23 protein-coding genes are annotated in these 22,870 nt (G+C 60.5%); 13 read left to right on the forward strand and 10 right to left on the reverse strand.

The features are described from left to right. Positions 1-765, reverse strand: a complete 765-nt coding sequence (flgA, locus tag HU762_RS09735; RefSeq protein ID WP_186635929.1) for a flagellar basal body P-ring formation chaperone FlgA — start codon at positions 763-765, stop codon at positions 1-3. Positions 766-843: 78 nt separating this feature from the next. Here flgA and HU762_RS09740 point away from each other — a divergent pair, with 78 nt between their 5' ends. Together HU762_RS09740 and cheR are read left to right on the forward strand one after the other, a co-directional pair. After that, positions 844-1,770, forward strand: coding sequence for a chemotaxis protein CheV (locus HU762_RS09740; RefSeq protein WP_186612250.1), 927 nt, complete (start codon positions 844-846; stop codon positions 1,768-1,770). A gap of 55 nt (positions 1,771-1,825) precedes the next feature. Then, on the forward strand, positions 1,826-2,653 hold the full coding sequence (gene cheR / locus HU762_RS09745; protein ID WP_186635932.1) for a protein-glutamate O-methyltransferase CheR: 828 nt from the start codon (positions 1,826-1,828) through the stop codon (positions 2,651-2,653). Between the two features lie 23 nt (positions 2,654-2,676). On the opposite strand, the gene HU762_RS09750 is transcribed toward cheR, so the two are convergent. After that, positions 2,677-3,789, reverse strand: coding sequence for an enoyl-CoA hydratase/isomerase family protein (locus HU762_RS09750; protein ID WP_186635935.1), 1,113 nt, complete (start codon positions 3,787-3,789; stop codon positions 2,677-2,679). Positions 3,790-3,920: 131 nt separating this feature from the next. Between HU762_RS09750 and ung the strand changes: the two genes are divergently transcribed. After that, a complete protein-coding gene (gene ung, locus HU762_RS09755; protein ID WP_186635938.1) occupies positions 3,921-4,613 on the forward strand; it encodes a uracil-DNA glycosylase in 693 nt (230 codons plus the stop codon). Positions 4,614-4,642: 29 nt separating this feature from the next. Here ung and HU762_RS09760 read toward each other — a convergent pair whose 3' ends face one another. From HU762_RS09760 to HU762_RS09775, 4 genes are read right to left on the reverse strand one after another with little or no spacing between them, the layout of a single operon-like run. Further along, entirely contained in the window at positions 4,643-5,683 is a 1,041-nt protein-coding gene (locus tag HU762_RS09760) for an AbrB family transcriptional regulator (RefSeq protein ID WP_186635941.1), read from the reverse strand. Beyond that, entirely contained in the window at positions 5,676-7,190 is a 1,515-nt protein-coding gene (locus HU762_RS09765) for a tripartite tricarboxylate transporter permease (protein WP_186635944.1), read from the reverse strand. The genes HU762_RS09760 and HU762_RS09765 overlap by 8 nt, the downstream gene beginning before the upstream one ends. A gap of 1 nt (position 7,191) precedes the next feature. Further along, the gene (locus HU762_RS09770) at positions 7,192-7,653 is read right to left on the reverse strand and encodes a tripartite tricarboxylate transporter TctB family protein (RefSeq protein WP_186635947.1); all 462 of its coding nucleotides are present in this window, start codon (positions 7,651-7,653) and stop codon (positions 7,192-7,194) included. A 55-nt stretch (positions 7,654-7,708) separates the two neighbouring features. Then, positions 7,709-8,701, reverse strand: a complete 993-nt coding sequence (locus HU762_RS09775; protein WP_186635950.1) for a tripartite tricarboxylate transporter substrate binding protein — start codon at positions 8,699-8,701, stop codon at positions 7,709-7,711. A 456-nt stretch (positions 8,702-9,157) separates the two neighbouring features. Here HU762_RS09775 and HU762_RS09780 point away from each other — a divergent pair, with 456 nt between their 5' ends. Together HU762_RS09780 and HU762_RS09785 are read left to right on the forward strand one after the other, a co-directional pair. Then, a complete protein-coding gene (locus HU762_RS09780) occupies positions 9,158-9,829 on the forward strand; it encodes a response regulator (RefSeq protein WP_186612242.1) in 672 nt (223 codons plus the stop codon). Beyond that, a complete protein-coding gene (locus HU762_RS09785) occupies positions 9,822-11,213 on the forward strand; it encodes a sensor histidine kinase (RefSeq protein ID WP_186635953.1) in 1,392 nt (463 codons plus the stop codon). Before HU762_RS09780 ends, HU762_RS09785 begins: the two co-directional genes overlap by 8 nt. Before the next feature lie 136 nt (positions 11,214-11,349). On the opposite strand, the gene HU762_RS09790 is transcribed toward HU762_RS09785, so the two are convergent. Together HU762_RS09790 and HU762_RS09795 are read right to left on the reverse strand one after the other, a co-directional pair. Then, on the reverse strand, positions 11,350-12,171 hold the full coding sequence (locus HU762_RS09790) for an HDOD domain-containing protein (RefSeq protein WP_186635956.1): 822 nt from the start codon (positions 12,169-12,171) through the stop codon (positions 11,350-11,352). A 34-nt stretch (positions 12,172-12,205) separates the two neighbouring features. Continuing rightward, on the reverse strand, positions 12,206-13,147 hold the full coding sequence (locus HU762_RS09795; RefSeq protein WP_186635959.1) for a folate-binding protein YgfZ: 942 nt from the start codon (positions 13,145-13,147) through the stop codon (positions 12,206-12,208). A gap of 150 nt (positions 13,148-13,297) precedes the next feature. Here HU762_RS09795 and HU762_RS09800 point away from each other — a divergent pair, with 150 nt between their 5' ends. After that, the gene (locus tag HU762_RS09800; protein WP_060541233.1) at positions 13,298-13,552 is read left to right on the forward strand and encodes a succinate dehydrogenase assembly factor 2; all 255 of its coding nucleotides are present in this window, start codon (positions 13,298-13,300) and stop codon (positions 13,550-13,552) included. Beyond that, positions 13,536-13,988, forward strand: coding sequence for a protein YgfX (locus tag HU762_RS09805; protein WP_186635963.1), 453 nt, complete (start codon positions 13,536-13,538; stop codon positions 13,986-13,988). The genes HU762_RS09800 and HU762_RS09805 overlap by 17 nt, the downstream gene beginning before the upstream one ends. Here HU762_RS09805 and nadB read toward each other — a convergent pair. Continuing rightward, positions 13,957-15,573, reverse strand: coding sequence for an L-aspartate oxidase (gene nadB, locus HU762_RS09810; RefSeq protein ID WP_186635966.1), 1,617 nt, complete (start codon positions 15,571-15,573; stop codon positions 13,957-13,959). The genes HU762_RS09805 and nadB overlap by 32 nt on opposite strands. 559 nt (positions 15,574-16,132) lie before the next feature. Here nadB and rpoE point away from each other — a divergent pair. The 4 genes from rpoE to HU762_RS09830 all read left to right on the forward strand — a co-directional run bounded on the left by rpoE (position 16,133) and on the right by HU762_RS09830 (position 19,938). Then, complete coding sequence (gene rpoE, locus HU762_RS09815; protein WP_003172477.1) at positions 16,133-16,714, forward strand: RNA polymerase sigma factor RpoE; 582 nt, start codon at positions 16,133-16,135, stop codon at positions 16,712-16,714. A 30-nt stretch (positions 16,715-16,744) separates the two neighbouring features. Continuing rightward, positions 16,745-17,326, forward strand: a complete 582-nt coding sequence (locus tag HU762_RS09820) for an RseA family anti-sigma factor (RefSeq protein ID WP_186612236.1) — start codon at positions 16,745-16,747, stop codon at positions 17,324-17,326. Positions 17,327-17,334: 8 nt separating this feature from the next. After that, entirely contained in the window at positions 17,335-18,282 is a 948-nt protein-coding gene (locus HU762_RS09825) for a MucB/RseB C-terminal domain-containing protein (protein ID WP_186635970.1), read from the forward strand. A gap of 228 nt (positions 18,283-18,510) precedes the next feature. Next, positions 18,511-19,938, forward strand: a complete 1,428-nt coding sequence (locus HU762_RS09830) for a DegQ family serine endoprotease (protein WP_186635973.1) — start codon at positions 18,511-18,513, stop codon at positions 19,936-19,938. A gap of 59 nt (positions 19,939-19,997) precedes the next feature. Here the strand turns inward: HU762_RS09830 and HU762_RS09835 are convergent, their stop codons facing one another. Further along, a complete protein-coding gene (locus tag HU762_RS09835; RefSeq protein WP_186635976.1) occupies positions 19,998-21,431 on the reverse strand; it encodes a M48 family metalloprotease in 1,434 nt (477 codons plus the stop codon). Positions 21,432-21,529: 98 nt separating this feature from the next. On the opposite strand from HU762_RS09835, the gene HU762_RS09840 reads away from it, so the two are divergent. Then, positions 21,530-21,769 carry a sulfurtransferase TusA family protein gene (locus HU762_RS09840; protein ID WP_186612232.1) on the forward strand — a complete coding sequence of 80 codons (240 nt, stop codon included), beginning with the start codon at positions 21,530-21,532 and terminating at the stop codon, positions 21,767-21,769. Positions 21,770-21,798: 29 nt separating this feature from the next. Beyond that, positions 21,799-22,869 carry an AI-2E family transporter gene (locus HU762_RS09845; protein ID WP_186635979.1) on the forward strand — a complete coding sequence of 357 codons (1,071 nt, stop codon included), beginning with the start codon at positions 21,799-21,801 and terminating at the stop codon, positions 22,867-22,869. Position 22,870 lies beyond the last annotated feature (1 nt).

Consider the following 22,870-nt stretch of genomic DNA (forward strand, 5'->3'; position numbering starts at 1 on the left):
TTACATAGCCACTTCCACTTGGCCCGGCGCGGTCACTTGCGCCTTGATGACCCGCTGGGAGTTGAGGTTTTTCACTCGAATCTGTTCACGCATGCCGCCGTTGGACAGGGCTTCGCCGGGCATCCGCACGGCCAGGGTGCCGCTGCGCGCGGTGATCACGACCTGATCGCCCTTGCGGACCACTTCGGCTTGTTCCAGGTGCACGAGGGTAACGACCTGATCAGTGACCATTGGTCGGACAAGTTTCTGCCCGATGGCCTGATCGACGGAGGTCAGGAAACCCTGGGTAATCTGGCTGACATCACGTTCACGCAGCACCACATCCTGAGGCTCGACAATCCCGGCGCGCTTGAGCGGGCGAGTGGTGGTGACAATCTCCCGAAACAGGCGCACTTGAGCGGGCACGAACACCGTCCAGGGCGCGGCACTGTCACAACGAACCTTCACTGTGACGCGGCCCAGGGGCCTGGCTGGGCTCTCCAGCGAGGCAGTCAATTCCTTGTCGCACATCGGCATCCGCATGCGCGGGTCGAGCTGGTTGACTTCGATCTCGTAACGACCTTCGGTTTGACTGGTTGCCAGATAGTCTTCTACGGTGAACTCAAGAAAGCCCTGAGTGACGCCGATAAGGAGATCAGGCAAGGTTACCGCAGCAGCACCGAGGGCAGGACCGCCCGAAGCGAGCAGGCAGGCAGCCAGCAACGCACCGAGCCAGTGGCGGCAGTGAGTGGTCAGGCGTCGAGAAAATGTCGTTTGTGCGTTCATGCCGGTTCAATAGCAAGCCCCGTGCCGTTTAGTGATGAATGCGCGTCGGACACATTAGCGTTAGGTAGGAGTCAGGGCATGGCGGGAGTGATGGATTCGGTAAACCAGCGCACACAGCTGGTCGGTCAGAATCGCCTGGAGCTGTTGTTGTTCCGTCTCGATGGCCAACAACTGTATGGGATCAACGTATTCAAGGTCCGCGAAGTGCTGCAATGCCCTAAGCTGACGTTGATGCCGAAGTCCAGTCCCGTCGTGTGCGGTGTGGCGAATATCCGGGGAGCGACCATCCCGATTCTCGACCTGGCAATGGCAACCGGTTCCGGCCGGCTGCTGGACCAGAGCAACCCATTCGTGATCATCACCGAGTACAACACCAAGACCCAAGGGTTTCTGGTGCGATCGGTGGAGCGCATCGTCAACATGAACTGGGAGGAGATCCACCCGCCACCCAAGGGCACTGGCCGCGACCACTACCTGACGGCGGTGACGCGAGTCGACAACCAGCTGGTGGAAATCATCGACGTGGAGAAGATCCTCGCCGAAGTGGCGCCGACCCCAGAGGCGATTTCGGTCGGTGTAGTGGATGCAGAGACCCAGCACAAGGCGATTTCGCTGCGTGTGCTGACCGTCGACGATTCATCGGTGGCACGCAAGCAGGTCACCCGTTGTCTACAAACGATCGGCGTCGAAGTGGTCGCCCTGAACGACGGACGGCAAGCGCTGGATTACCTGCGCAAGCTGGTCGAGGAAGGCAAGAAACCGGAAGAAGAATTCCTGATGATGATCTCCGATATCGAGATGCCGGAGATGGACGGGTACACGCTGACATCGGAGATCCGCAGCGACCCGCGTATGCAAAAGCTGCACATCATCTTGCATACTTCATTGTCCGGGGTGTTCAACCAGGCGATGGTCAAGAAGGTCGGTGCCGATGATTTCCTGGCCAAGTTCCGACCCGATGACCTAGCTTCCCGGGTAGTCGAACGCATCAAGTCAGCAGGTTAAAAGGTCGGGCGCGTTGTGCGCCCGGCAAGTCAATACAGTGAAAAGAGGCGGTATTTTGTCTACGGGTAATTTGGATTTCGAACAGTTCCGGGTCTTCCTGGAAAAAGCCTGTGGCATATTGCTTGGTGAAAACAAGCAATACCTGGTGTCTAGCCGTCTCAATAAATTGATGGAACAGCAGGGCATCAAATCATTGGGCGAACTGGTCCAGCGTATCCAGACCCAGCCGCGCAGCGGTCTGCGCGAGATGGTAGTGGACGCCATGACCACTAACGAAACCCTGTGGTTTCGTGACACCTATCCCTTCGAAGTATTGAAGAACAGAGTTTTGCCGGCGGCCATCAAGGCCAGCCCGGGCCAACGCTTGCGTATCTGGTCGGCGGCCTGTTCGTCGGGGCAGGAGCCTTATTCGCTGTCGATGTCCATCGACGAGTTCGAGAGGACGAACCTCGGCCAGTTGAAAATGGGCGTACAAATCGTCGCCACCGATCTGTCGGGGACCATGCTCAACAATTGCAAGACCGGCGAGTACGACAGCCTGGCCATTGGCCGTGGCCTGTCGCCTGATCGCTTGCAACGTTACTTCGACCCGAAAGGGCCGGGCAAATGGGTGGTCAAGGCGCCCATCAAGAGCCGAGTGGAGTTCCGCTCGTTCAACCTGCTGGACAGCTACGCCAGCCTGGGCAAGTTCGACATCGTGTTCTGCCGCAACGTGTTGATCTATTTCTCCGCTGAAGTGAAAAAGGACATCCTGCTGCGTATCCACAGCACCCTGAAGCCGGGCGGCTATCTGTTCCTTGGCGCGTCCGAGGCATTGAACGGCTTGCCGGATCATTACCAGATGGTTCAGTGCAGCCCTGGGATCATCTATCAGGCGAAGTGATGGGTGTGCTGCGGGTCGGCCGTTTACTCGTTGGATAAATCCGCCAATGGATGGCGCCCCTCCCATGCCTTGTGGAAATGCGCCTCGACTGCCGCTTCGGGCACATGGTTGATGTCAGGCCAGTGCCAGCGGGGTTTGTGATCCTTGTCGATCAACCGCGCCCGTACGCCTTCGCTGAATTCCGGATGACGGCAGCAGTTCAGGCTCAGGGTGTATTCCATGCGGAACACTCCAGCCAACGACAGATGGCGCGCGCGGCTGATCTGCTCCCAGACCAGGTGCGCCGTCAGCGGCGAGCCTTCGGTCATGGTCTTGGCCGCCCGGGCGATCAGCGGATCCGTATGGTCCAGCAGCAAGCTGAGGGCTTTCCAGGCGCAGCGCACATCACTGACGTCCAGCCATTCGTCGATTTTCTGCCGGCGCGGCAACCATTGCGCATCCGGTAACTGACCGACGGCTTCCTGCTCCAGCGCCTTGAGCAGGCTGTTGAGCTGCATCTCGGTTTGCTCCTGCCAGTTGAGCTGCAGGAGACCCTCGATCAAATCGTCCTGTTGCTCATCAAGCAGAAAGCGGTCGGCCAGGCCCAGGTCAATCGCATCCCGGGCGTTCATGTGGGCGCCGGTCAGGCCGAGGAACAGGCCAAGCTTGCCGGGCAGGCGCGACAGGAACCAGCTGGCGCCTACATCTGGATATAAGCCGATGCTGATTTCTGGCATGGCCAAGCGGCTGCTTGGCGTGACGATCCGCGTACTGGCGCCTTGCAGCAGACCCATGCCGCCGCCAAGCACATAGCCATGACCCCAGCACAACAAAGGCTTGGGGTAGGTATGCAGGTTGAAATCCAGCCGGTATTCCGCTGCGAAAAACTGCGCAGCCAGTGGCGGCACTTCGCCGGGTTGGGCGCGGCAGGCTTCCACCAGGCTACGGACCTCGCCGCCGGCGCAGAAGGCCTTGGCGCCGTTGCCGCGCAGCAATACACAGACCACCTGCGGCTCTCTGGCCCAGGCGTCGAGGCGATCGCGCAAGGCGTTGATCATGGGCAGGGACAGGGCGTTCAAGGATTTCTCGGCGTCCAGGGTGGCGATGCCCAGGCGCGCTCCGTTGATGCCGGTGAGTTCTTCGAAGTGCAGATTCATCGTGACCTCGATCAGAAAATTGAATGATCAGTATGACCGCTGTGTGGGAAAGTGCCGGACCAGCGTCAGATCAATTGACAAGCCCTGTAGGCTTTCCTAGGGTGCGCCCATTGTTTTTTTCGAGTGCAACCATGACTGCCGACGATCGTATCAAACTCGAACCGAGCTGGAAGCAGGCACTGCGTGCCGAGTTCGACCAGCCCTACATGACCGAGTTGCGCGAGTTCCTGCGCGGGGAATATGCGGCGGGCAAGGAGATTTATCCACCGGCCCCGCTGATCTTCAATGCGCTCAATTCCACGCCGCTGGACGAGGTCAAGGTGGTGATACTGGGCCAGGATCCGTATCACGGTCCGGGCCAGGCCCACGGCCTATGCTTTTCAGTACAGCCGGGCGTGCCGACACCGCCGTCGCTGGTAAACATCTACAAGGAATTGAAGCGCGACCTGAACATCGACATTCCCAACCATGGCTATTTGCAGCATTGGGCTGACCAAGGCGTGTTGCTGCTCAACACTACCCTGACCGTGGAACGCGCCAACGCCAATGCCCACGCCAAAAAAGGCTGGCAGCACTTTACCGATAAGGTCATCGAGGTGGTCAGCGAGCACCAGCCTCACTCGGTGTTCCTGCTGTGGGGCGCTCATGCGCAGAGCAAGCAGAAGCTGATCGATGCGACCAAACACCTGGTATTGACCTCGGTCCACCCGTCACCGCTGTCGGCCCATCGAGGCTTCATCGGCTGCGGGCATTTCAGCCGGACCAACAAGTTTCTCGAACAAAATGGTGAGAAGCCGATCGACTGGCGATTGCCGCCGGTCTGAGTGGCAGGCGGAAAAAGCCCGTCGGACGATCAGACCGAATCGGGCTTGCGAGTCCAATACCTGAATAATGGCTCCGCCAGAAACAGCACGAACAACAGCCGCATGACTTGCAATGCTGTTACCAACGGCACCGACAACTGTAGCGTTTCCGCCGTCAGGCTCATCTCCGCGATGCCGCCGGGCATCATGCCGAGCGTCAGCGACCGCAAGTCCAGATGGGTCAGGGTGCTCAGTCCGAGGGCTGCGAGGGTGGCGATGAGCATCGTCAACACCGTGCCGATCAAGGTGCGACCCATGAACGACGGTGCCCGGCGGAAGAACTGTCGGTTGAAATGACAGCCCAGGCCGCTGCCGATCAGCCATTGGCCGATCTGGCTGCCACCCTCGGGCAGGCCGATGTGCAAGTCCCAACCGATGCTCACCGCTGCGCTGACCAGCAGCGGCCCGAACAGCCAGGGGTTGGGTTGGCGCAAGCGTTCCCAGATCCAGGCGAGCAGGGCGCCCGCCGGGAACAGAATCGCCAGCCACAACCAATCCACTGTAGCGGCGTGGTGTAGCGGAGTGCCTTCGCCCAGCAGATACTTGAAAGCGGCCGGCACGCACAGCACCACCACCAGCACCCGCAGGCTCTGACCCGCTGCGACACGGCTGAGGTCCGCGCCGTTGCGAGCGCCGAGGTTGACCATTTCGCCGGAACCGCCAGGCATGCTCGAGAAGAATGCGGTGGCGCGGTCTTCGCCGGTGCGGCGCATCAGCCACACGCTCACCACGCTGGACACGCTGGTGATCAGCGCGCCGAAGAAGATCAGGCCGAAGTGGCTCAGGACTTGTTCCATCACCACCGGCGTAAAGTGCAGGCCGATACCAATGCCCACCACCCATTGGCCGCATTTGCGGCCGCCGGGGATTTCCATCAGTTGCCAGGGAGTCAGGCAGCGCACCAGGATGATCGCCAACAGCGAGCCGACCATCCAGGGCAACGGCCAGCCGATCAGGCTGGCCAGATAACCGCCGGCCAGACCGACCAGCGGTGTTCCCCACCATTGTCTGAAGGTTGGCGCCTCAGACATTGGCCAGGGCACGACGCTGGGCGCTGCGACGACGCCAGATGCGCAGCAGTGGCAAGAACAACATGATCGCCGTCAGGATCCAGCAACCGAAGGTGATCGGACTCGACCAGAGGATTTCCAGCGCACCGTTGGAGATCGACAGCGCACGGCGCAGGTTCTGCTCCATCAGGCCACCAAGGATGAACCCCAGCAGGACGGGCGACAGCGGGAAATCAAACTTGCGCAGGATGTAGCCGAAGATGCCGATACCGATCATCAGGAACAGATCGAACGTGGTGGCGTGCACCGCGTAGACACCGATCCCGGTGATGATCGCGATGACCGGCACCAGCGCCCAGTTCGGCACGGCCAGGATGCGTGTGAAGATACGGATCATCGGGATGTTGAGGATCACCAGCATGATGTTGGCGACGAACAACGACGCGATCAGGCCCCAGACGATGTCCGGTTGTTGCTGGAACAGCAGCGGGCCGGGCGTGATGTTGTACAGCGACAGCGCGCCGATCATCACCGCCGTGGTACCCGAGCCGGGAACACCGAGGGTCAGCATCGGCACGAGTGCGCCGCAGGCTGCGCCGCCGATGGCGGTTTCCGGTGCCGCGAGGCCGCGCTTGTCGCCTTGGCCGAACGTGCCACTGGTTCCGGCGATGCGTTTTTCAGTCATGTAGGCCACGGCACTGGCCAGGGTCGCGCCCGCGCCAGGCAATACGCCCATGATGAAACCGAGCACGCCGCAACGGATGTTCACCCAGAAGACCGAGGCCGCTTCCTTGAAGTTGAACATCATTCGCCCGGTGGCCTCCACCGCTTCCTGGCCGCGATGGGTTTTTTCCAGCAGCAACAGGATTTCGCTGATGGAGAACAGGCCCAGCACCAGCACGACGAATTGGATACCGTCGGTCAAATGGATGTTGTCACCGGTGAAGCGGTAGACGCCGCTGTTGGCATCGATGCCGACACAAGACAGGAACAGTCCGATCAGCGCTGCAATGAACGTCTTGAGCGGTCGATCACCGGCCATGCCGCCGAGGCAGACAATGGCGAACACCATCAGGACGAAGTATTCCGCCGGCCCGAATGCAATTGCCCATTTGGCTAGCAGCGGGGCAAACAGCACCATGCCACAGGTGGCGATGAACGCGCCGATGAACGAACTCCACGCCGACAGCGACAACGCCACCCCGGCCAGGCCTTGACGAGCCATCGGATAGCCGTCGAGGGTGGTCATCACCGTGGAGGCTTCGCCGGGGATGTTCAGCAGGATCGAGCTGATGCGTCCGCCGTATTCGCAACCCAGGTACACCGCCGCCAGCAGGATCAGCGCCGACTCCGGCGGCAGTCCCAGTGCGAAGGCAATCGGGATCAGCAGCGCCACGCCGTTGATCGGGCCCAGGCCCGGCAGCAGGCCGACCACAGTTCCGATCAGCGTGCCGCTCAACGCGGTGACGAGGTTGTACGGCGTCAGCGCAACGCCAAAACCCTGGCCTAGATAATTCAGGGTATCCATATCAATTCTCCAGGACGTCGAGCAGGCCCAGGGGCAGCGGCACGTCCATCAGCTTGTCGAACAACAGATAAAGACCGATGGCCATCAGGCTGATGATCACCGCGCTCGGAACCCAGCGACCGCCATACAGGCGCGCCATCGGCACACCGACCAGGATGCTCGCGACGATGAAGCCCAGGGGTTCGAAGGTCCCGGCGAATACCAGCAGCAGTGCCACGCAGATCCCAATCTTCTGCAGGGTTTCACGGTCCAGTTGCGGGTCGTCCTCGCTGTGCACGACCGGCGTAGGGCGAAACAGCATGTACAGCAGCGCCAGCCCCATCAGCGCCAGCAACAGCAAGGGGAACGCGCGCGGACCGACCGGTTCGTAGGAAAAGGCGGCCTGATAGGGCCAAGCCATCAGTGCCAGGCCGATACAGACCAGCAGTAGCACCGCGGCAAAAATACGTTGGATGGTGAGCATGACAAACTCCTGGGCGGCGCCGACAAAGCCAGCGCCGCCGCGAGAACAGAGACGGTTACTGGATCAGGCCGAACTCTTTGGCCAGCACCTTGTAATCAGCCACTTGCTTCTTCACGTAGGTGTCCAGTTCCGGGCCGGTCATGGCGAACGGGAACAACTCGCGCTGGTCACGCAGCTTGGCGAACTCTTCGGAAGCCAGCAGTTTGTCGAAGGCATTTTTCCACCAGGCGTAGTCTTCATCGCTGACCTTCGGCCCGAGGTAGAAGCCACGAACCACTGGCCAGACGATGTCGTAGCCTTGTTCCTTGGCGGTCGGAATGTCTTTCATTTCCGGCTCGTCCAGGCGTTTATCGGAGAACACCGCCAACAGACGCATGTCGCCACTCTGGATGTGCGGCATGGAGTCGGAGATGTCGGTACTGCCCACTTGGATGTGACCACCGAGCAGTGCAGTGGCAATTTCGCCGCCGCCTTCGAGGGCCACATAACGCAGTTCGCGAGGGTTGATGCCGGCGGCCTTGGCAATCAAGGCAGTCTGCATCCAGTCCTGGCTGCCGACGGTGCCGCCGGAGCCGATCACCACGGAACCGGGATCTTTCTTCAGCGCCTGGACCAAGTCATCGAGGGTCTTGTAGGGCGAGTCGCTTTTCACTGCGATGGCGCCATAGCTGGTGCCCACGGCAGCGAGCCAGCGTACTGCGCTTTCATCGAAGCGACCGAACTTGCCTTGTGCCAGGTTCAGCAACGAGCCGCTGGACCAGGCCACCAGTGTGCCGGCATCGGCCGGGCGCTGTGCAACCACCGCGTTGTAGGCCACCGCGCCGACACCGCCGGGCATGTAGGTGACGCGCATCGGTTTGGTCAGTAGTTTTTCGTTGAGCAGCGCGCTTTGGACCAGCTTGCACGTCAGGTCGAAACCACCGCCGGGGGAGGCTGGGGCGATGCACTCGGGGCGCTTGGGCTCTTTGGATGGATCAGCCGCGAGCAACTGCCCGGCGAACATCAGGCATCCGGCGGCCAGGGCTACTTTACGCAGTGATAGGTTCATTTTTGTCTCCACAGGAGTTGTTGTTGTGTGTTGCGAATGAGGCATTGCCAGGCGTTGGCGCTGTAGCTGACCAGCGACGATCAAAGGCGCGGCAGATCGCGCTGCGCGAGTGCACCGAGACGTCGATTGAAATCGGCGCGGGCAGCGGCACAGGCAAGGGTAGTCTGGTTGAGTCTGGAAAGACGGATGGGCGTTGACGCCTTGGGCTGCATGGACAGCATGGTGAATACTCCGCTTTATTGTTTTTATTGGTGAAAACGCTTCGAGGCGTTTTTCGCTCGCGAGGTGTGTCGCGACCGGCAGTCGTAACTGTCCGTGTCAGGACTCTAACGGCCGAACCTTTCGCTAACCTTTCAAAAGCTTTCAGAATGTTTTTTGCCTTCACAGTGGCGGATGCGGCTGTAAACTCCGCGCCAAAGAATGGCGCTGGCCATCCCCTGAATCGAGGAAAAACCCATGCGTGTCCTGCTCGTCGAAGACCATCTGCAGCTCGCTGAAAGTGTCGCCCAGGCCCTCAAGAGCACGGGCTTGACGGTGGACGTGCTACACGATGGGGTGGCCGCCGACCTGGCGTTGAGCAGCGAGGAATACGCGGTGGCGGTCCTCGATGTGGGGTTGCCGCGCATGGACGGATTCGAGGTGCTCGCGCGCTTGCGAGCGCGGGGCAAGACCTTGCCGGTGCTGATGCTGACCGCTCGCAGCGATGTCAAGGACCGCGTCCACGGGCTGAACCTCGGCGCCGACGATTACCTGGCCAAGCCTTTCGAACTCACCGAGCTCGAAGCCCGGGTCAAGGCGTTGCTGCGCCGTAGCGTGCTGGGTGGCGAGCGCCAGCAGCGCTGCGGAGGACTGGTCTACGACCTCGACACCCGTCGCTTCACCCTCGACGACGAACTCATGACACTGACGTCCCGCGAGCAGGCCGTGCTGGAGGCGTTGATCGCCCGGCCTGGTCGGGTGATGAGCAAGGAGCAGTTGGCGGCCCAAGTGTTCGGCCTGGATGAAGAGGCGAGCCCCGATGCCATCGAAATCTACGTGCACCGTTTGCGCAAGAAACTCGACGGCCATGCGGTGGCAATCGTGACGTTCCGGGGGTTGGGTTACTTGTTGGAAACCCGCGATGCATAAGCCCGACAGCCTGCGTTGGCGGCTGCTGCGCAACCTGGCATCGCTGTTGGTGGTGCTGATGCTCGCAAGCGGCCTGAGCGCGTATTGGAACGGTCGTGAAGCAGCCGATACCGCCTACGACCGCACATTGCTGGCTTCGGCCCGGACCATTGCCGCCGGCCTTTCGCAGCGAGACGGCACACTCAGCGCCGATGTGCCTTACGTGGCCTTGGATACTTTCGCCTATGACAGCGCCGGACGGATCTACTACCAGGTCAACGACATCCACCAGAAGCTGATTTCAGGTTACGAGAATCTTCCCGGTCCGCCGCCCGGTACGCCGCGCACCGATGACTATCCCGCGCTGGCACGTTTCTACAACGCTCGATATGAAGGCCAGAATGTGCGAGTGGTGAGCCTGCTCAAGGCCGTGAGCGAGCCGGAGATGAATGGCATGGCGGAAATTCGCGTGGCGGAAACCGAAGAGGCGCGGGTCAGCATGGCCCGGAGCCTGATGGCCGATACGCTGTTGCGGTTAGGCATGCTCGCCGTGGGTGCGCTGCTGTTGGTGTGGTTCGCCGTCAGTGCCGCGCTGCGTCCGCTGGAACGCTTGCGCACGGCAGTGGAAGAGCGTCAGCCGGACGACTTGCGGCCTTTGCCGCTGATAGAGGTCCAGCATGAGCTGTGGCCGCTGGTCAGAGCCCTGAATCATTTCACCGAGCGCCTGCGCGGCCAGTTCGAACGTCAGGCGCAGTTCATTGCCGATGCCGCCCATGAGTTGCGAACCCCCTTGGCCGCGCTCAAGGCGCGCCTGGAGTTGGGCTTGCGCGCCAGCGAGCCGCCAACGTGGCGCGAAACCCTGGAAAGCGCGGCCCAGGGCACCGACCGCCTGACCCATCTGGCGAATCAGCTGCTGTCGCTGGCACGAGTGGAAAATGGTGCGAGGGCGATTGCCGAGGGCGGCGCGCAGTTGCTCGACCTCAGCCAACTGGCCCGTGAACTGGGCATGGCCATGGCGCCGTTGGCCCATGCGCGGGGTGTCGCATTGGCCCTGGAAGCCGAGGAGCCTGTCTGGTTGCGGGGCGAACCGACACTGCTGAACGAGCTTTTGAGCAATCTGGTAGACAACGCCCTGGCCCATACGCCAGCGGGCGGCAATGTGATCCTGCGGGTCGCCGCACCGGCGATACTCGAGGTCGAGGATGATGGCCCAGGCATTCCCCTGTATGAACGAGAGCGGGTGTTCGAGCGCTTCTATCGGCGCAACCAGCAAGTGGCCGGCTCCGGCTTGGGGTTGGCGATCGTTGGGGAAATCTGCCGGGCGCATTTGGCGCAGATCACCTTGCATGATGGGCAGGAGGGGGGATTGAAGGTGCGGGTGAGTTTTATTCCTGGCTCAGACTGACTCTGAGTCGAGGGCCTGTGGCGAGGGGATTTATCCCCGTTGGGTCGCGAGCGGCCCTTAAAAGCTTGCGCCTGCTGCGCAGTCGAGCGGGATTAAGCTCCCCCGCCACATGAAAGTGTGGTGGTTGCGAAATTTGTCAGTAAAACATCGACCGCGCCTCTTCGATGTCCGCGCACCGGTCCTTGTCGTCGAGGTCCAGGCCCAGCTTCTTGACCGCGGGCACTCCAAACACGTCGATCTTGCTCAGCGGATGATTGCTGTCCCTGTGGCAATACAGCGAGGCGACCTGCACCAGGTCGACGTAATCGAGCTGCCTGGAGTCCCGGCTGAAATCCAGATACTGGCCCGGCAGTTTTACCAGCTTCTCCGGAAACTCCCAGACACTGAGCAGCTTGTCCCCCAATACGGGATGAATCGTCTCGATGACGTGGTTGAGGCTGACCGGGTCCGAGAGCAACTCATTGTTGTCCTCGGCATACGTCAGGATCGGCAGGACGCCAATCTGGTGGACCAGCCCACCCAATGCAGCCTGGTCAGGCTTGAGATGGGTGTAGCTGCGGCACAGCGCGTAACTGACGCCCGCGATCTCCAAGCTTCTGCGCCAGACTTCCCGCATCTTTTGTTCCACGACCTCGGAGCGGGCATGGAATATCTGTTCCATGACCAGGCCGATGGCCAAATTGCTGCTGTAGTTGACCCCCAGCCGCGTGATGGCCGTGTGTAAGTCGGTTACTTCCTGGGTAGCTCGCAGCAGCGGGCTGTTGACGACCTTTATCAGGCGCGCCGACAGCGCCGTGTCGCGGCCGATCACTTTGCTCAGGTTGCTGACGCTGATCTCCGGGTCTTCAGCGGCCCGGCGAATCTGCATGGCCACTTCCGGCAATGTCGGCAGGACCAAGTCGTCATTATCGATGGCCGCCACCAAGTCCCGCTGGACCTTATCCGCCAAATCGCTCATTTCGTTTCTCTAGGTGCTGCGAAAAATGTTGCGATCAACGCTGGATTTCGCGGTCGCGGTCCAGTTCGTAAGGCAAGTCCAGCAAGTGTAGCGCGGGTCCTTCCAAAGCACCGAGGTGCAGATTCCCATCTTCTGCCGCTTCGGCCTGCAAGACTGCCAGCAGTTCAATATTTCTTTCGGTGCGGGCGGCAATGACGACCTCGCCGATGGAACTGCCGTGGGTGGGAGAGAAAAGGGCGGTGCCAGGTTCTGGCAGTTCATCGGCTTCCAACTGCAGGCGATACAGTCTGCGTTTGAGTTTGCCCAGGTACTGCATGCGCGCGACTATTTCCTGGCCGGTGTAGCAGCCTTTCTTGAAGCTCACGCCGCCAACGGCTTGCAGGTTGAGCATTTGCGGAATGAACAGTTCGCGGGTGGCCGGCATGACTTGGCCTATGCCCGCGCGAATCTGGCCCAGCAACCATTGGTTCAGGTCGTTTTCGGCCAGCAGCGCGCGCAGGCGGGTGCGCAGCGTATCGGCCTGTTCGGCGCGAGCCCAGAGCTCGGCGCGGCCGGGAGAGACGCGAATGGCGATCAACGATTCATGGCGAGCCACGCTGTCAGTGTCGACCGGCAGCTCCAGGCCCAGGTCGCTGAGCGCTGTGTCGGCGTTTTCCAGTCCGAAGCGGACCCAGGCTGCGCTTTCATCGGTGAGCTTGGATTTGGAAAATACAGCGTATTTCTTCAAGTCCGCCAGTTGCGGCTCGAGCAGTTCGGTGGCCATCGCCATCAAGACCCCGTCACCTTCGAGCAGGATCCGGAAGCTCGATTGCATCCGGCCTTTCTGGGTGCACCGGGCGCCCAGGCTGGCCCGGCTGTCGCTCAGGTAGTTGAGATTGCAAGTCAATTGGCCTTGCAGGAATTTGCCGGCGTCCACGCCGCGGACCGCGAGTACGCCTTCGTGGGACAGGGTGCAGAAAAAAGCGGAATCAGCCATGGGTCATCGCAGGGTAAAAAAGTCTGGTGGACATCATAAGGGGGCGCCCTTGAAATGGGTAGTTTACAAAGGATTGGCGGCGCCCGACCAAAGCCGTCTGTTCCGCCACGGTCGGGCCTGTATACTTGCGCTCTATTTGAGGAGCGCTCCATGGTTGAAGATGTTGAACTGAATCGCCTCTACTGGCACAGCCGCCGCGGCATGCTTGAGCTTGACGTGCTGCTGGTGCCGTTCGTGAAGGAGGTCTACCCGCACCTCAATGAGGTGGATCGTGCGTGCTACGTTCGCCTGCTGGAGTGCGAGGACCAGGATATGTTCGGCTGGTTCATGGAACGCAATGAATCCGAAGACCCGGAGCTGCAACGCATGGTCCGGATGATCCTGGACCGTGTCCAGCCCAAGTAATTGCTTCGAATGCCGCTGGCACGTCTCCGGGCAGTTGCTGGCGGCCTACCTGCTGGCCCAGGCATTCGCCCTGGGTTCGTCGTTGCTGTCGAATCTCCCGCCCGTGTTCGCCGCCGTTGGCGTCGTGCTTTGCATATGCCACGGCGCCTGGGTATTGCCGCGATTTATATTGCTGACTCATCGCCAAGCCTTTCGTGGCTTGCGTCGTGATGCCGATGGCTGGCAGCTCTGGAGCGCCAGTGGTGGCTGGCAAGCGGTGCAGTTGCGGCCCGACAGTCTCGCGTTACCCTTGATCGTCGTGCTGCGCTTTCGCCTGCAGGGTGAGCGACGGGTTCGCTCGTTGTGCGTGCCCCGTGACGCCCTGGCGGCGGATGTTCATCGGCGCCTGCGCGTGCGGCTCAAGTTCAGCCGGCGTAGGTGGGCGGCACCAGAATAGTGTCCAGCGCTTCCGGCAGCAGGTTCGGGTAGTCGAGCGTGTAGTGCAGGCCGCGACTTTCCTTGCGTTCCATGGCTGAGCGAATCATCAGTTCGGCCACTTGCGCCAGGTTGCGCAGTTCAATCAGGTCGCGGCTCACCTTGTAGTTGCTGTAGAACTCATCGATCTCATCGAGCAGCAAGCGCACCCGATGCTGGGCCCGTTGCAGGCGCTTGTTGGTGCGTACGATGCCAACGTAGTCCCACATGAAGCGCCGTAATTCATCCCAATTGTGGGCAATGATCACGTCTTCATCCGAGTCGGTGACCTGGCTGGCGTCCCACGAGGGCAGGGCGGCGGGAACAGCGACCTGGGTCAATTGCTCAAGGATGTCTGCCGCTGCGGAGCGTGCATAGACAAAACACTCCAGCAGCGAGTTGCTGGCCATGCGGTTGGCGCCGTGCAGGCCGGTGAAACTGGTCTCGCCGATGGCGTACAGGCCTGGCACGTCGGTGCGGCCCTGCTGGTCGACCATCACGCCACCACAGGTGTAATGCGCTGCGGGCACCACCGGGATCGGCTGCTTGGTAATGTCGATGGAAAACTCGAGGCAGCGTTCGTACACCGTCGGGAAATGGCTCTTGATGAACGCTTCAGGTTTATGGCTGATGTCCAGGTAGACGCAGTCGATGCCCAGGCGCTTCATTTCATGGTCGATGGCCCGTGCAACGATGTCCCTAGGGGCCAGTTCCGCACGAGGATCGAAGCGCTGCATGAAACGCTCCCCATTGGGGAGCTTCAGGTGAGCACCCTCACCACGCAGGGCCTCGGTCACCAGGAAACTCTTGGCCAGCGGGTGATACAGGCAGGTCGGGTGAAATTGGTTGAATTCCAGGTTCGCCACCCGGCAACCCGAACGCCAGGCCATGGCAATACCGTCGCCGCAGGCGCCGTCGGGGTTGCTGGTATACAGATAGACTTTCGCCGCGCCGCCGGAGGCCAGGATCACGAAGCGTGCGCCGTAGGTGTCGACTTCGCCGGTGCCTCGGTTGAGGACGTAGGCGCCCAGGCAGCGGTCGCCGTCCAGGCCCAGGCGTCTTTCGGTGATCAGGTCGATCGCGACTCGCTGTTCCAGCAATTCGATATTCGGCCGCTGCCGGGCCTGGGCCAGCAAGGTCTTGAAGATGGCCGCGCCGGTCGCATCGGCGGCATGGATGATCCTCCGGTGGCTGTGGCCGCCCTCGCGGGTCAGGTGGAACTCAAACCCGCCATCTTCAGTACCGGATTGCTCGTCACGGGTGAAGGGCACGCCTTGGTCGATCAGCCATTGGATGGCCTGTTTGCTGTGCTCGACGGTGAACCGCACCGCGTCGGGATGGCACAGGCCGCCGCCAGCGTTAAGGGTGTCGTCGACGTGGGATTCAATGGTATCGGTGTCATCCAGCACGGCGGCGACACCGCCCTGGGCCCAGAAGGTCGAGCCGTTGGCCAGGTCGCCTTTGCTCAGCACTGCAATGCGCAAGTGCTCCGGCAGGGTCAGGGCGAGGCTCAATCCGGCGGCACCGCTGCCGATTACCAGAACATCGTGTTGGAACTGTTGGCTCATTAGAAGTTTTCCGCTCAAGGCGACCCGGTTTCGGGGTTGGCACCAGACATCCGCTACATCGGGTCGGGAAGCCACGCAGCCCACTAGTATATAGAGGGGGGGACCGGCACAATAGCCGGGCGTTCATGGCAATATGGAACCAGTGGGGCGGGAAAAGCGAGGCGCTTCGTCGCAGGACGGTTTTCCTGATGAACGACAAGGCGGCCGTTTCGTCGATTAAGCGCTGTTTATCTCGTCACGCAAGGCCAATGTTTGCTTCGAAGCTCTATAAATAGCGGGAACTTTTGCCAAGCGTCTACGTTCAATAGACGGTTGCCTGCAAAAGGGAACAGCGTCGGGTTGGTGCAGGACTTCGATTTGAGTCCTCCTCCGACAGGCCCGGCGACAGATTATTCGCGCAGCCGGGGAATCTCGTGCTGCGCTTTTCGTGCGTGCCGGATCAGAGCACGCCGGAAACTTGCTTGGAAGGGGGAGAACTTTTGCGAAAAGCCCGAGTCTATGTTTGCAAGCCCGGTCAATTAGTAATGCAAGCCTCCTTCGAGCTTATCGAGGAGTGTTCATGCTAACCCAGGAAGAGGATCAGCAGCTGGTCGAACGCGTTCAGCGCGGCGACAAGCGAGCTTTCGATCTGCTAGTGCTGAAATACCAGCACAAAATTCTCGGGTTGATCGTGCGTTTTGTGCACGACACCCATGAAGCCCAGGATGTCGCCCAGGAAGCCTTCATCAAGGCTTACCGCGCACTTGGTAATTTTCGCGGGGACAGCGCGTTTTACACGTGGCTTTACCGCATCGCCATTAACACGGCGAAAAACTATCTGGTTTCACGCGGCCGCCGGCCGCCGGATAGCGATGTAAGTTCCGAGGATGCCGAGTTCTATGATGGCGATCATGGCCTCAAGGACCTCGAGTCACCGGAGCGAGCGTTGCTGCGGGATGAGATCGAAGGCACTGTCCATCGAACCATCCAGCAATTACCTGAAGATTTGCGTACGGCTTTAACTTTACGTGAATTCGACGGTCTGAGTTACGAGGACATTGCGAGCGTCATGCAGTGTCCGGTGGGTACCGTGCGCTCCCGGATCTTCCGCGCTCGGGAGGCCATCGATAAAGCCCTGCAACCGTTGTTGCAGGAAAACTGAGACAGCGGCGACAGCCAAGAGAGGAACGCCATGAGTCGTGAAGCCCTGCAGGAATCGCTGTCCGCAGTGATGGATAACGAAGCGGACGAATTGGAATTGCGTCGGGTATTGAATGCCTTTGACGATGTTGAAACCCGTGAGACCTGGGCTCGTTACCAGATCGCCCGGGCTGTCATGCACAAGGACTTGCTGCTTCCGCGTCTGGACATCGCTGCGGCCGTTTCTGCTGCATTGGCTGATGAAGCCGTACCGGCGAAAGCCTCCCGTGGTCCATGGCGTAGCCTGGGTCGACTGGCTGTGGCCGCTTCGGTGACCGTAGCCGTACTGGCAGGTGTGCGCTTGTACAACCAGGATGAGATTGCCGGTGTACAGATGGCCCAGCAGTCCAACCAGCCAAGCTTGGCCACCCCACAGGTCAAAGGCCCTGCGGTACTGGCTGGCTACAGCGAAGGTTCGGAAGCTGCCGGCACCAACGGTGTCCTGCAAGGACAACCAGGCTGGCATGATCAGCGCTTGCCCAACTATCTGCGCCAGCATGCCCAGCAGGCTGCGTTGAAAGGGACTGAAAGTGCACTGCCATACGCTCGTGCAGCCAGTCTGGAAAACCGTTAAGGAGGACCATGCGCGCCATACCTCTCTTATCGCTTCTGCTCGGTGGCTGGTGCGTTGTTCCAGCCCATGCCGGTGAGGCTCAAGACTGGCTTAATCGTCTAAGCCAAGCCGAGCAACAGCAAAGCTTCCAAGGTACTTTCGTTTACGAGCGTAACGGTAGTTTTTCTACCCATAGCATCTGGCATCGCGTCCAGAATGGCAAAGTCCGCGAGCGGCTACTGCAGCTCGACGGTTCGGCACAGGAAGTCATGCGCATTGACGGACGTACTCAATGCGTCAGTGGCAGCTTGATTGCTGGGCTGGGAAATACGCCTGATGGCACTGCGCGTGCGCTCGATCCGCAAAAACTCAAGAATTGGTATGACCTTGCCGTCATTGGCAAGTCGCGCGTGGCTGGGCGACAGGCAGTGATCGTCGCCCTGACGCCCAAAGATCAGCATCGCTATGGCTTTGAGTTGCATCTGGACAAGGAAACCGGTTTGCCGCTCAAGTCGCTGCTGCTCAATGACAAGGGCCAGTTGCTCGAACGTTTTCAGTTTACCCGCCTGAATATCGCCGAACCTTCGGACGGCGATCTGCAGGCCAGCGCCGAGTGCAAGGCCGTTGCGCAAGACCCTGATAAAGCCCCCGTGGTAAAGACCGCCTGGCATTCGGACTGGCTTCCGCCTGGCTTCGAACTGACCAGCAGCGTTGCGCGAAAGGATCCGGACACCAAGGTCCAGGTCAGCAGCTTGATGTACGACGATGGCCTGGCTCGCTTTTCGGTGTTTCTCGAACCGTTGAACGGTGCTACAGCTACCGACACTCGCACCCAGTTGGGGCCGACGGCTGCTGTATCTCGTCGTCTCACCACGCCACAAGGCGAAATGATGGTCACGGTGGTTGGAGAAATTCCTATCGGTACGGCAGAGCGGATTGCGCTGTCCATGCGCTCCGACGTCGCGGCAGCGAAGTAGTACATGCTCAGGTGGCTTGATTGCGCATGAGGCCGGTAACGCCGAGGCTTGATCGAAATGCCGAAACTTCCTGTCAGCATTTTCATTTGCAAAAACACGATTTTTTTTCTATAGGTCAGAGCCGCTCGGCTCTGGCCTTGTCTGTTTGCGGAACAAATATACCGGCGTATCGTTACCCGGTGTTTTTGCTCCATATCGCTTAACCATGCTCGTCGTAACGGGAGCCGTATGTCGATACCACGCTTGAAAACCTATCTCTCCATATTTGCCACCGTACTGGTTCTCGGTCAGGCTGTTCCCGCGGTGGCGGTCGAGTTGCCGGACTTCACTCAATTGGTCGAACAGGCTTCGCCGGCTGTCGTGAACATCAGTACCACGCAGAAGCTGCCGGAGCGTCGGGTAATGGATCCGCAAGTGCCGGACCTGGAAGGCTTGCCGCCCATGTTGCGTGAGTTCTTCGAGCGTGGCATGCCGCAGCCGCGCTCGCCCGGTGGTGGCCGCCAGCGTGAAGCGCAGTCTTTGGGCTCAGGCTTCATTATTTCGCCGGACGGCTACATCCTGACCAACAACCACGTGATCGCCGACGCCGATGAGATTCTCGTGCGCCTGGCCGATCGCAGTGAGCTCAAGGCCAAGCTGGTCGGCACTGACCCACGTTCCGACGTGGCGTTGCTGAAGATCGAAGGCAAGGATCTGCCCGTGCTCAAGCTCGGCAAATCCCAGAACCTGAAAGCCGGTCAGTGGGTGGTGGCGATTGGTTCGCCGTTCGGCTTTGACCATACCGTGACCCAGGGTATCGTCAGCGCAATTGGTCGCAGCCTGCCGAATGAAAACTACGTGCCGTTCATCCAGACCGACGTGCCGATCAACCCGGGCAATTCCGGTGGCCCGTTGTTCAACCTCGACGGTGAAGTGGTAGGCATCAACTCCCAGATCTATACCCGCTCGGGCGGTTTCATGGGCGTGTCCTTCGCCATTCCGATTGACGTCGCCATGGACGTTTCCAATCAGTTGAAAAGCGAAGGCAAGGTCAGCCGTGGCTGGTTGGGCGTGGTCATTCAGGAAGTAAACAAAGACTTGGCTGAATCGTTCGGGCTGGAAAAACCTGCTGGCGCCCTGGTGGCGCAGATTCAGGAAGGTGGCCCGGCTGCCAAGGGTGGCCTGCAAGTCGGTGACGTGATTCTCAGCCTCAATGGCCAGCCGATCATCATGTCTGCTGACCTGCCGCATTTGGTGGGCGCACTGAAGGCCGGTGCCAAGGCCAACCTGGAAGTGATTCGTGAAGGCAAGCGCAAGAACGTCGAGCTGACGGTTGGCGCGATCCCTGAAGAAGGCAAGGAACTGGATTCACAGCCGAAGTCTGGCGTAGAGCGCAGCAGCAATCGCCTGGGCGTGGCCGTGGCTGAGCTGACCGAGGAGCAGAAGCGCACGCTGGAGCTGCAAGGCGGCGTTGTGATCAAGGAAGTACAGGACGGTCCCGCGGCGCTGATCGGCCTGCAACCGGGCGACATCATTACGCACCTGAACAATCAGGCCATCGGCTCCACCAAGGCGTTCACCGACATTGCCCAGGCACTGCCGAAGAATCGTTCGGTGTCGATGCGGGTCCTGCGCCAGGGACGTGCGAGCTTCATCACTTTCAAACTGGCCGAATGATCGGTTGATCGCTGAAAAAACCGCCTCGAAAGAGGCGGTTTTTTTTGTCTGGCGAATGCTCAGCCCATCATGTCCTTGACCATGCGCTCCTGTTCCATGAGCTCTCGCTGCCGGGCATCAATGCGCGACGACAGCGGGAAATTGGTGCCGGCGCGCCGTTTGGCGAAGTCCAGCTGCTGAATGGCCTGACGGTAATCGCCCACCAGCGCGAAGTATTCGGCACGTGCTTGATGCAGGCCGATGATATTGCCTGACAGCCCGCGGGTTTCCGCCACCATGTACCAGACGTCCGGGTCGTCCGGGCGGTTCTTGAGCAGAGTTTCCAGGGCCTTCTCGGCATCGGCGGGGCGGTTCTGCTTGAGCAGCAGTTCGACACGCACTTGGTTGAGCGGATAGTTGCCCGGGTATTGCACCAGTAACCGGTCGACGCGAGATTGAGCATCCGCCAGCTTGTTGCTGGTAATGTCCAGATCCACTTCGGCCAGGTTGTAGATGATCTCGTTAGGCGATTTCGCCAGCAACGGCTTGAGGTTTTCGCGAGCCTCATTCAGCTGGCCGCCCTTGATTTGCGCGATCGCCAGGCCATAACGGGCGACATCGTTCTTCGGGTTTTCATCCAGCAGTGCGCGAAAGCGCTTGGCGCCCAGGCCCGGGGTTTCTTCGTAGGTCAACTGGACCCGCGCGCGAATCAGTTGATAACGCATGCTGTCCTCGATGCCCCCCGGCCTGGCCTGTTCGGCACGGTTGCGGGTGTCGGCAATGCGCGATTCGGTGACCGGGTGAGTCAGCAGGAACTCCGGAGGCTTGGCGTCGAACCGGTATTGGCGCATCAAGCGTTCGAACATGGTCGGCATTGACCGCGGGTCGTAGCCTGCTTTTTCCAGGTTCTGGATACCGATGCGGTCGGCTTCCTGTTCGTTCTGCCGGGAGAAGCGGCGTTGCTCCTGGATGGCGGCGGCCTGGGTCCCGGCGATGGCGGCGATGCCGGCGTCACCGCCGCCGGCGGCGGCTATCACGATGCCGGCCAGCAGTGCGGCCATCATCGGCACCTGCATGCGCTGCTGGGCTTCGACGCCGCGAGCGAAGTGGCGTTGTGACAAGTGCGCCAGTTCATGGGCCATGACCGATGCGTACTCGCCTTCGGTCTGCGCGTTGAGGAACAGCCCGCCGTTGACCCCGACGATGCCGCCGGGTGCGGCGAACGCGTTGAGCTGGGGACTGTTGATCAGGATGAACTCCAGGCGCCGGTCGTTGACCTGGCTGGTTTCCACCAACTTGTAGACACTGGACTCGACGTAGTCCTTGAGCTGCGGATCGTTGAGTTGCGAGACCTGGCTGCGCAGCAGGGCCAGCCAGGCGCGACCCAGTTGATGTTCCTGTTCCGGCGAGACGATGGCAGAACTGGCATCGCCAAGTGACGGCAGGTCGTCGGCGAAGCCCGGTGAGGCGAGCAGGCAAGCGAGCGTCAGCAGGGTGGGGCGCAGAAATGTCATGCACGGAGCCTTAGTCGACAAAGACCTTACTGTAGCCGGACAGCGGGTCTGGGACCAGATATTCTAGGCGGCTCGACGACCTGTTGCGGAGTGAAACAATGACCGATGCTGTAGCCCACGATGCCGAGTTGGACGCCAGTGGCCTGAACTGTCCGTTGCCGTTGCTCAAGGCCAAGCTGGAACTCAATCGCCTGGCCAGCGGCGCCGTGCTCAAGGTGACCGCGACGGATGCGGGCTCCCAGCGCGACTTCCGGACCTTCGCCAGGCTTGCCGGTCATACGCTGCTGCGTGAAGAAGACGAAAACGGCGTCTACCGTTATTGGCTGAAGAAAGCCTGAAAACGGACAGCAATTCATAAGGATTTTTAATGTTCAAAGTGTTACGTGACTGGATCCAGCGCTACTTCTCCGATGAAGAGGCGGTGGTATTGGCCGTGCTGTTGTTCCTGGCCTTCACGGCTGTCCTGACATTGGGCGGCATGCTCGCGCCGGTCTTGGCGGGGATGGTGCTGGCGTACCTGATGCAGGGGCTGGTCACAACGCTGGAGCGCTTGCGGCTGCCAGGCTCCGTGGCGGTGGGGTTGGTGTTCGCACTGTTCATGGGGCTGCTGGTGGTGTTCCTGGTGGTGATCGTGCCCTTGCTCTGGCACCAGTTGGTAACCTTGTTCAACGAGCTGCCAGGGATGCTCGTGAAATGGCAATCGCTGCTGCTGCTACTCCCGGAGCGCTACCCGCACCTGGTCTCGGATGAGCAGGTGCTGCAAACGATCGAAGTGGTGCGCGGCGAGATCGGCAAGTTCGGCCAGTGGGCCCTGACGTTCTCTCTGTCCAGCTTGCCGCTGCTGGTGAACATCATGATCTATCTGGTGTTGGTGCCGATCCTGGTGTTCTTCTTTCTCAAGGACCGGGAAATGATCGGACGCTGGGTTCGTGGTTACCTTCCTCGCGAACGGGCGCTGATCACTCGGGTAGCCCAGGAAATGAATCGCCAGATCGCCAACTACATTCGCGGCAAAGTCATCGAGATTTTCATCTGCGGCGGCGTCACCTATATCGGTTTCGTCGCCCTGGGCCTCAACTACGCCGCGTTGCTGGCGTTGCTGGTGGGGATTTCGGTGGTGGTGCCTTACGTCGGCACCGTGGTGGTGACCGTGCCGGTGGCGCTGATTGCGCTGTTCCAGTGGGGCTGGAGCGACCAGTTCATCTATTTGATGGCGGTGTACGGAATCATCCAGACACTGGACGGCAACGTGCTGGTCCCGCTGCTGTTTTCCGAGGCGGTGAACCTGCACCCGGTGGCGATCATCTGCGCGGTTTTGCTGTTTGGCGGGCTGTGGGGGTTCTGGGGAGTGTTCTTCGCGATTCCCTTGGCGACGCTGTTCAAGGCGGTGCTGGATGCGTGGCCAAGCAAGGAACCGGTGGTGGCGCCGCTCTTGTAGC

Origin of the sequence: Pseudomonas sp. SWRI92, from assembly GCF_014268685.1 — a bacterium.
Taxonomy (GTDB): domain Bacteria; phylum Pseudomonadota; class Gammaproteobacteria; order Pseudomonadales; family Pseudomonadaceae; genus Aquipseudomonas; species Aquipseudomonas marvdashtae.

What these genes read in the sequence shown, in the direction of transcription:
- HU762_RS09840 (WP_186612232.1), top strand. Translation starts at nt 21,530, where the DNA reads ATGACCGATGCTGTAGCCCACGATGCCGAGTTGGACGCCAGTGGCCTG.
- HU762_RS09775 (WP_186635950.1), bottom strand. Translation starts at nt 8,701, where the DNA reads ATGAACCTATCACTGCGTAAAGTAGCCCTGGCCGCCGGATGCCTGATG.
- HU762_RS09830 (WP_186635973.1), top strand. Translation starts at nt 18,511, where the DNA reads ATGTCGATACCACGCTTGAAAACCTATCTCTCCATATTTGCCACCGTA.
- HU762_RS09785 (WP_186635953.1), top strand. Translation starts at nt 9,822, where the DNA reads ATGCATAAGCCCGACAGCCTGCGTTGGCGGCTGCTGCGCAACCTGGCA.
- HU762_RS09780 (WP_186612242.1), top strand. Translation starts at nt 9,158, where the DNA reads ATGCGTGTCCTGCTCGTCGAAGACCATCTGCAGCTCGCTGAAAGTGTC.
- HU762_RS09750 (WP_186635935.1), bottom strand. Translation starts at nt 3,789, where the DNA reads ATGAATCTGCACTTCGAAGAACTCACCGGCATCAACGGAGCGCGCCTG.
- HU762_RS09760 (WP_186635941.1), bottom strand. Translation starts at nt 5,683, where the DNA reads ATGTCTGAGGCGCCAACCTTCAGACAATGGTGGGGAACACCGCTGGTC.
- HU762_RS09795 (WP_186635959.1), bottom strand. Translation starts at nt 13,147, where the DNA reads ATGGCTGATTCCGCTTTTTTCTGCACCCTGTCCCACGAAGGCGTACTC.
- HU762_RS09835 (WP_186635976.1), bottom strand. Translation starts at nt 21,431, where the DNA reads ATGACATTTCTGCGCCCCACCCTGCTGACGCTCGCTTGCCTGCTCGCC.
- HU762_RS09845 (WP_186635979.1), top strand. Translation starts at nt 21,799, where the DNA reads ATGTTCAAAGTGTTACGTGACTGGATCCAGCGCTACTTCTCCGATGAA.
- HU762_RS09765 (WP_186635944.1), bottom strand. Translation starts at nt 7,190, where the DNA reads ATGGATACCCTGAATTATCTAGGCCAGGGTTTTGGCGTTGCGCTGACG.
- HU762_RS09820 (WP_186612236.1), top strand. Translation starts at nt 16,745, where the DNA reads ATGAGTCGTGAAGCCCTGCAGGAATCGCTGTCCGCAGTGATGGATAAC.
- flgA (WP_186635929.1), bottom strand. Translation starts at nt 765, where the DNA reads ATGAACGCACAAACGACATTTTCTCGACGCCTGACCACTCACTGCCGC.
- HU762_RS09800 (WP_060541233.1), top strand. Translation starts at nt 13,298, where the DNA reads ATGGTTGAAGATGTTGAACTGAATCGCCTCTACTGGCACAGCCGCCGC.
- nadB (WP_186635966.1), bottom strand. Translation starts at nt 15,573, where the DNA reads ATGAGCCAACAGTTCCAACACGATGTTCTGGTAATCGGCAGCGGTGCC.
- HU762_RS09790 (WP_186635956.1), bottom strand. Translation starts at nt 12,171, where the DNA reads ATGAGCGATTTGGCGGATAAGGTCCAGCGGGACTTGGTGGCGGCCATC.
- rpoE (WP_003172477.1), top strand. Translation starts at nt 16,133, where the DNA reads ATGCTAACCCAGGAAGAGGATCAGCAGCTGGTCGAACGCGTTCAGCGC.
- HU762_RS09740 (WP_186612250.1), top strand. Translation starts at nt 844, where the DNA reads ATGGCGGGAGTGATGGATTCGGTAAACCAGCGCACACAGCTGGTCGGT.
- HU762_RS09825 (WP_186635970.1), top strand. Translation starts at nt 17,335, where the DNA reads ATGCGCGCCATACCTCTCTTATCGCTTCTGCTCGGTGGCTGGTGCGTT.
- HU762_RS09770 (WP_186635947.1), bottom strand. Translation starts at nt 7,653, where the DNA reads ATGCTCACCATCCAACGTATTTTTGCCGCGGTGCTACTGCTGGTCTGT.
- ung (WP_186635938.1), top strand. Translation starts at nt 3,921, where the DNA reads ATGACTGCCGACGATCGTATCAAACTCGAACCGAGCTGGAAGCAGGCA.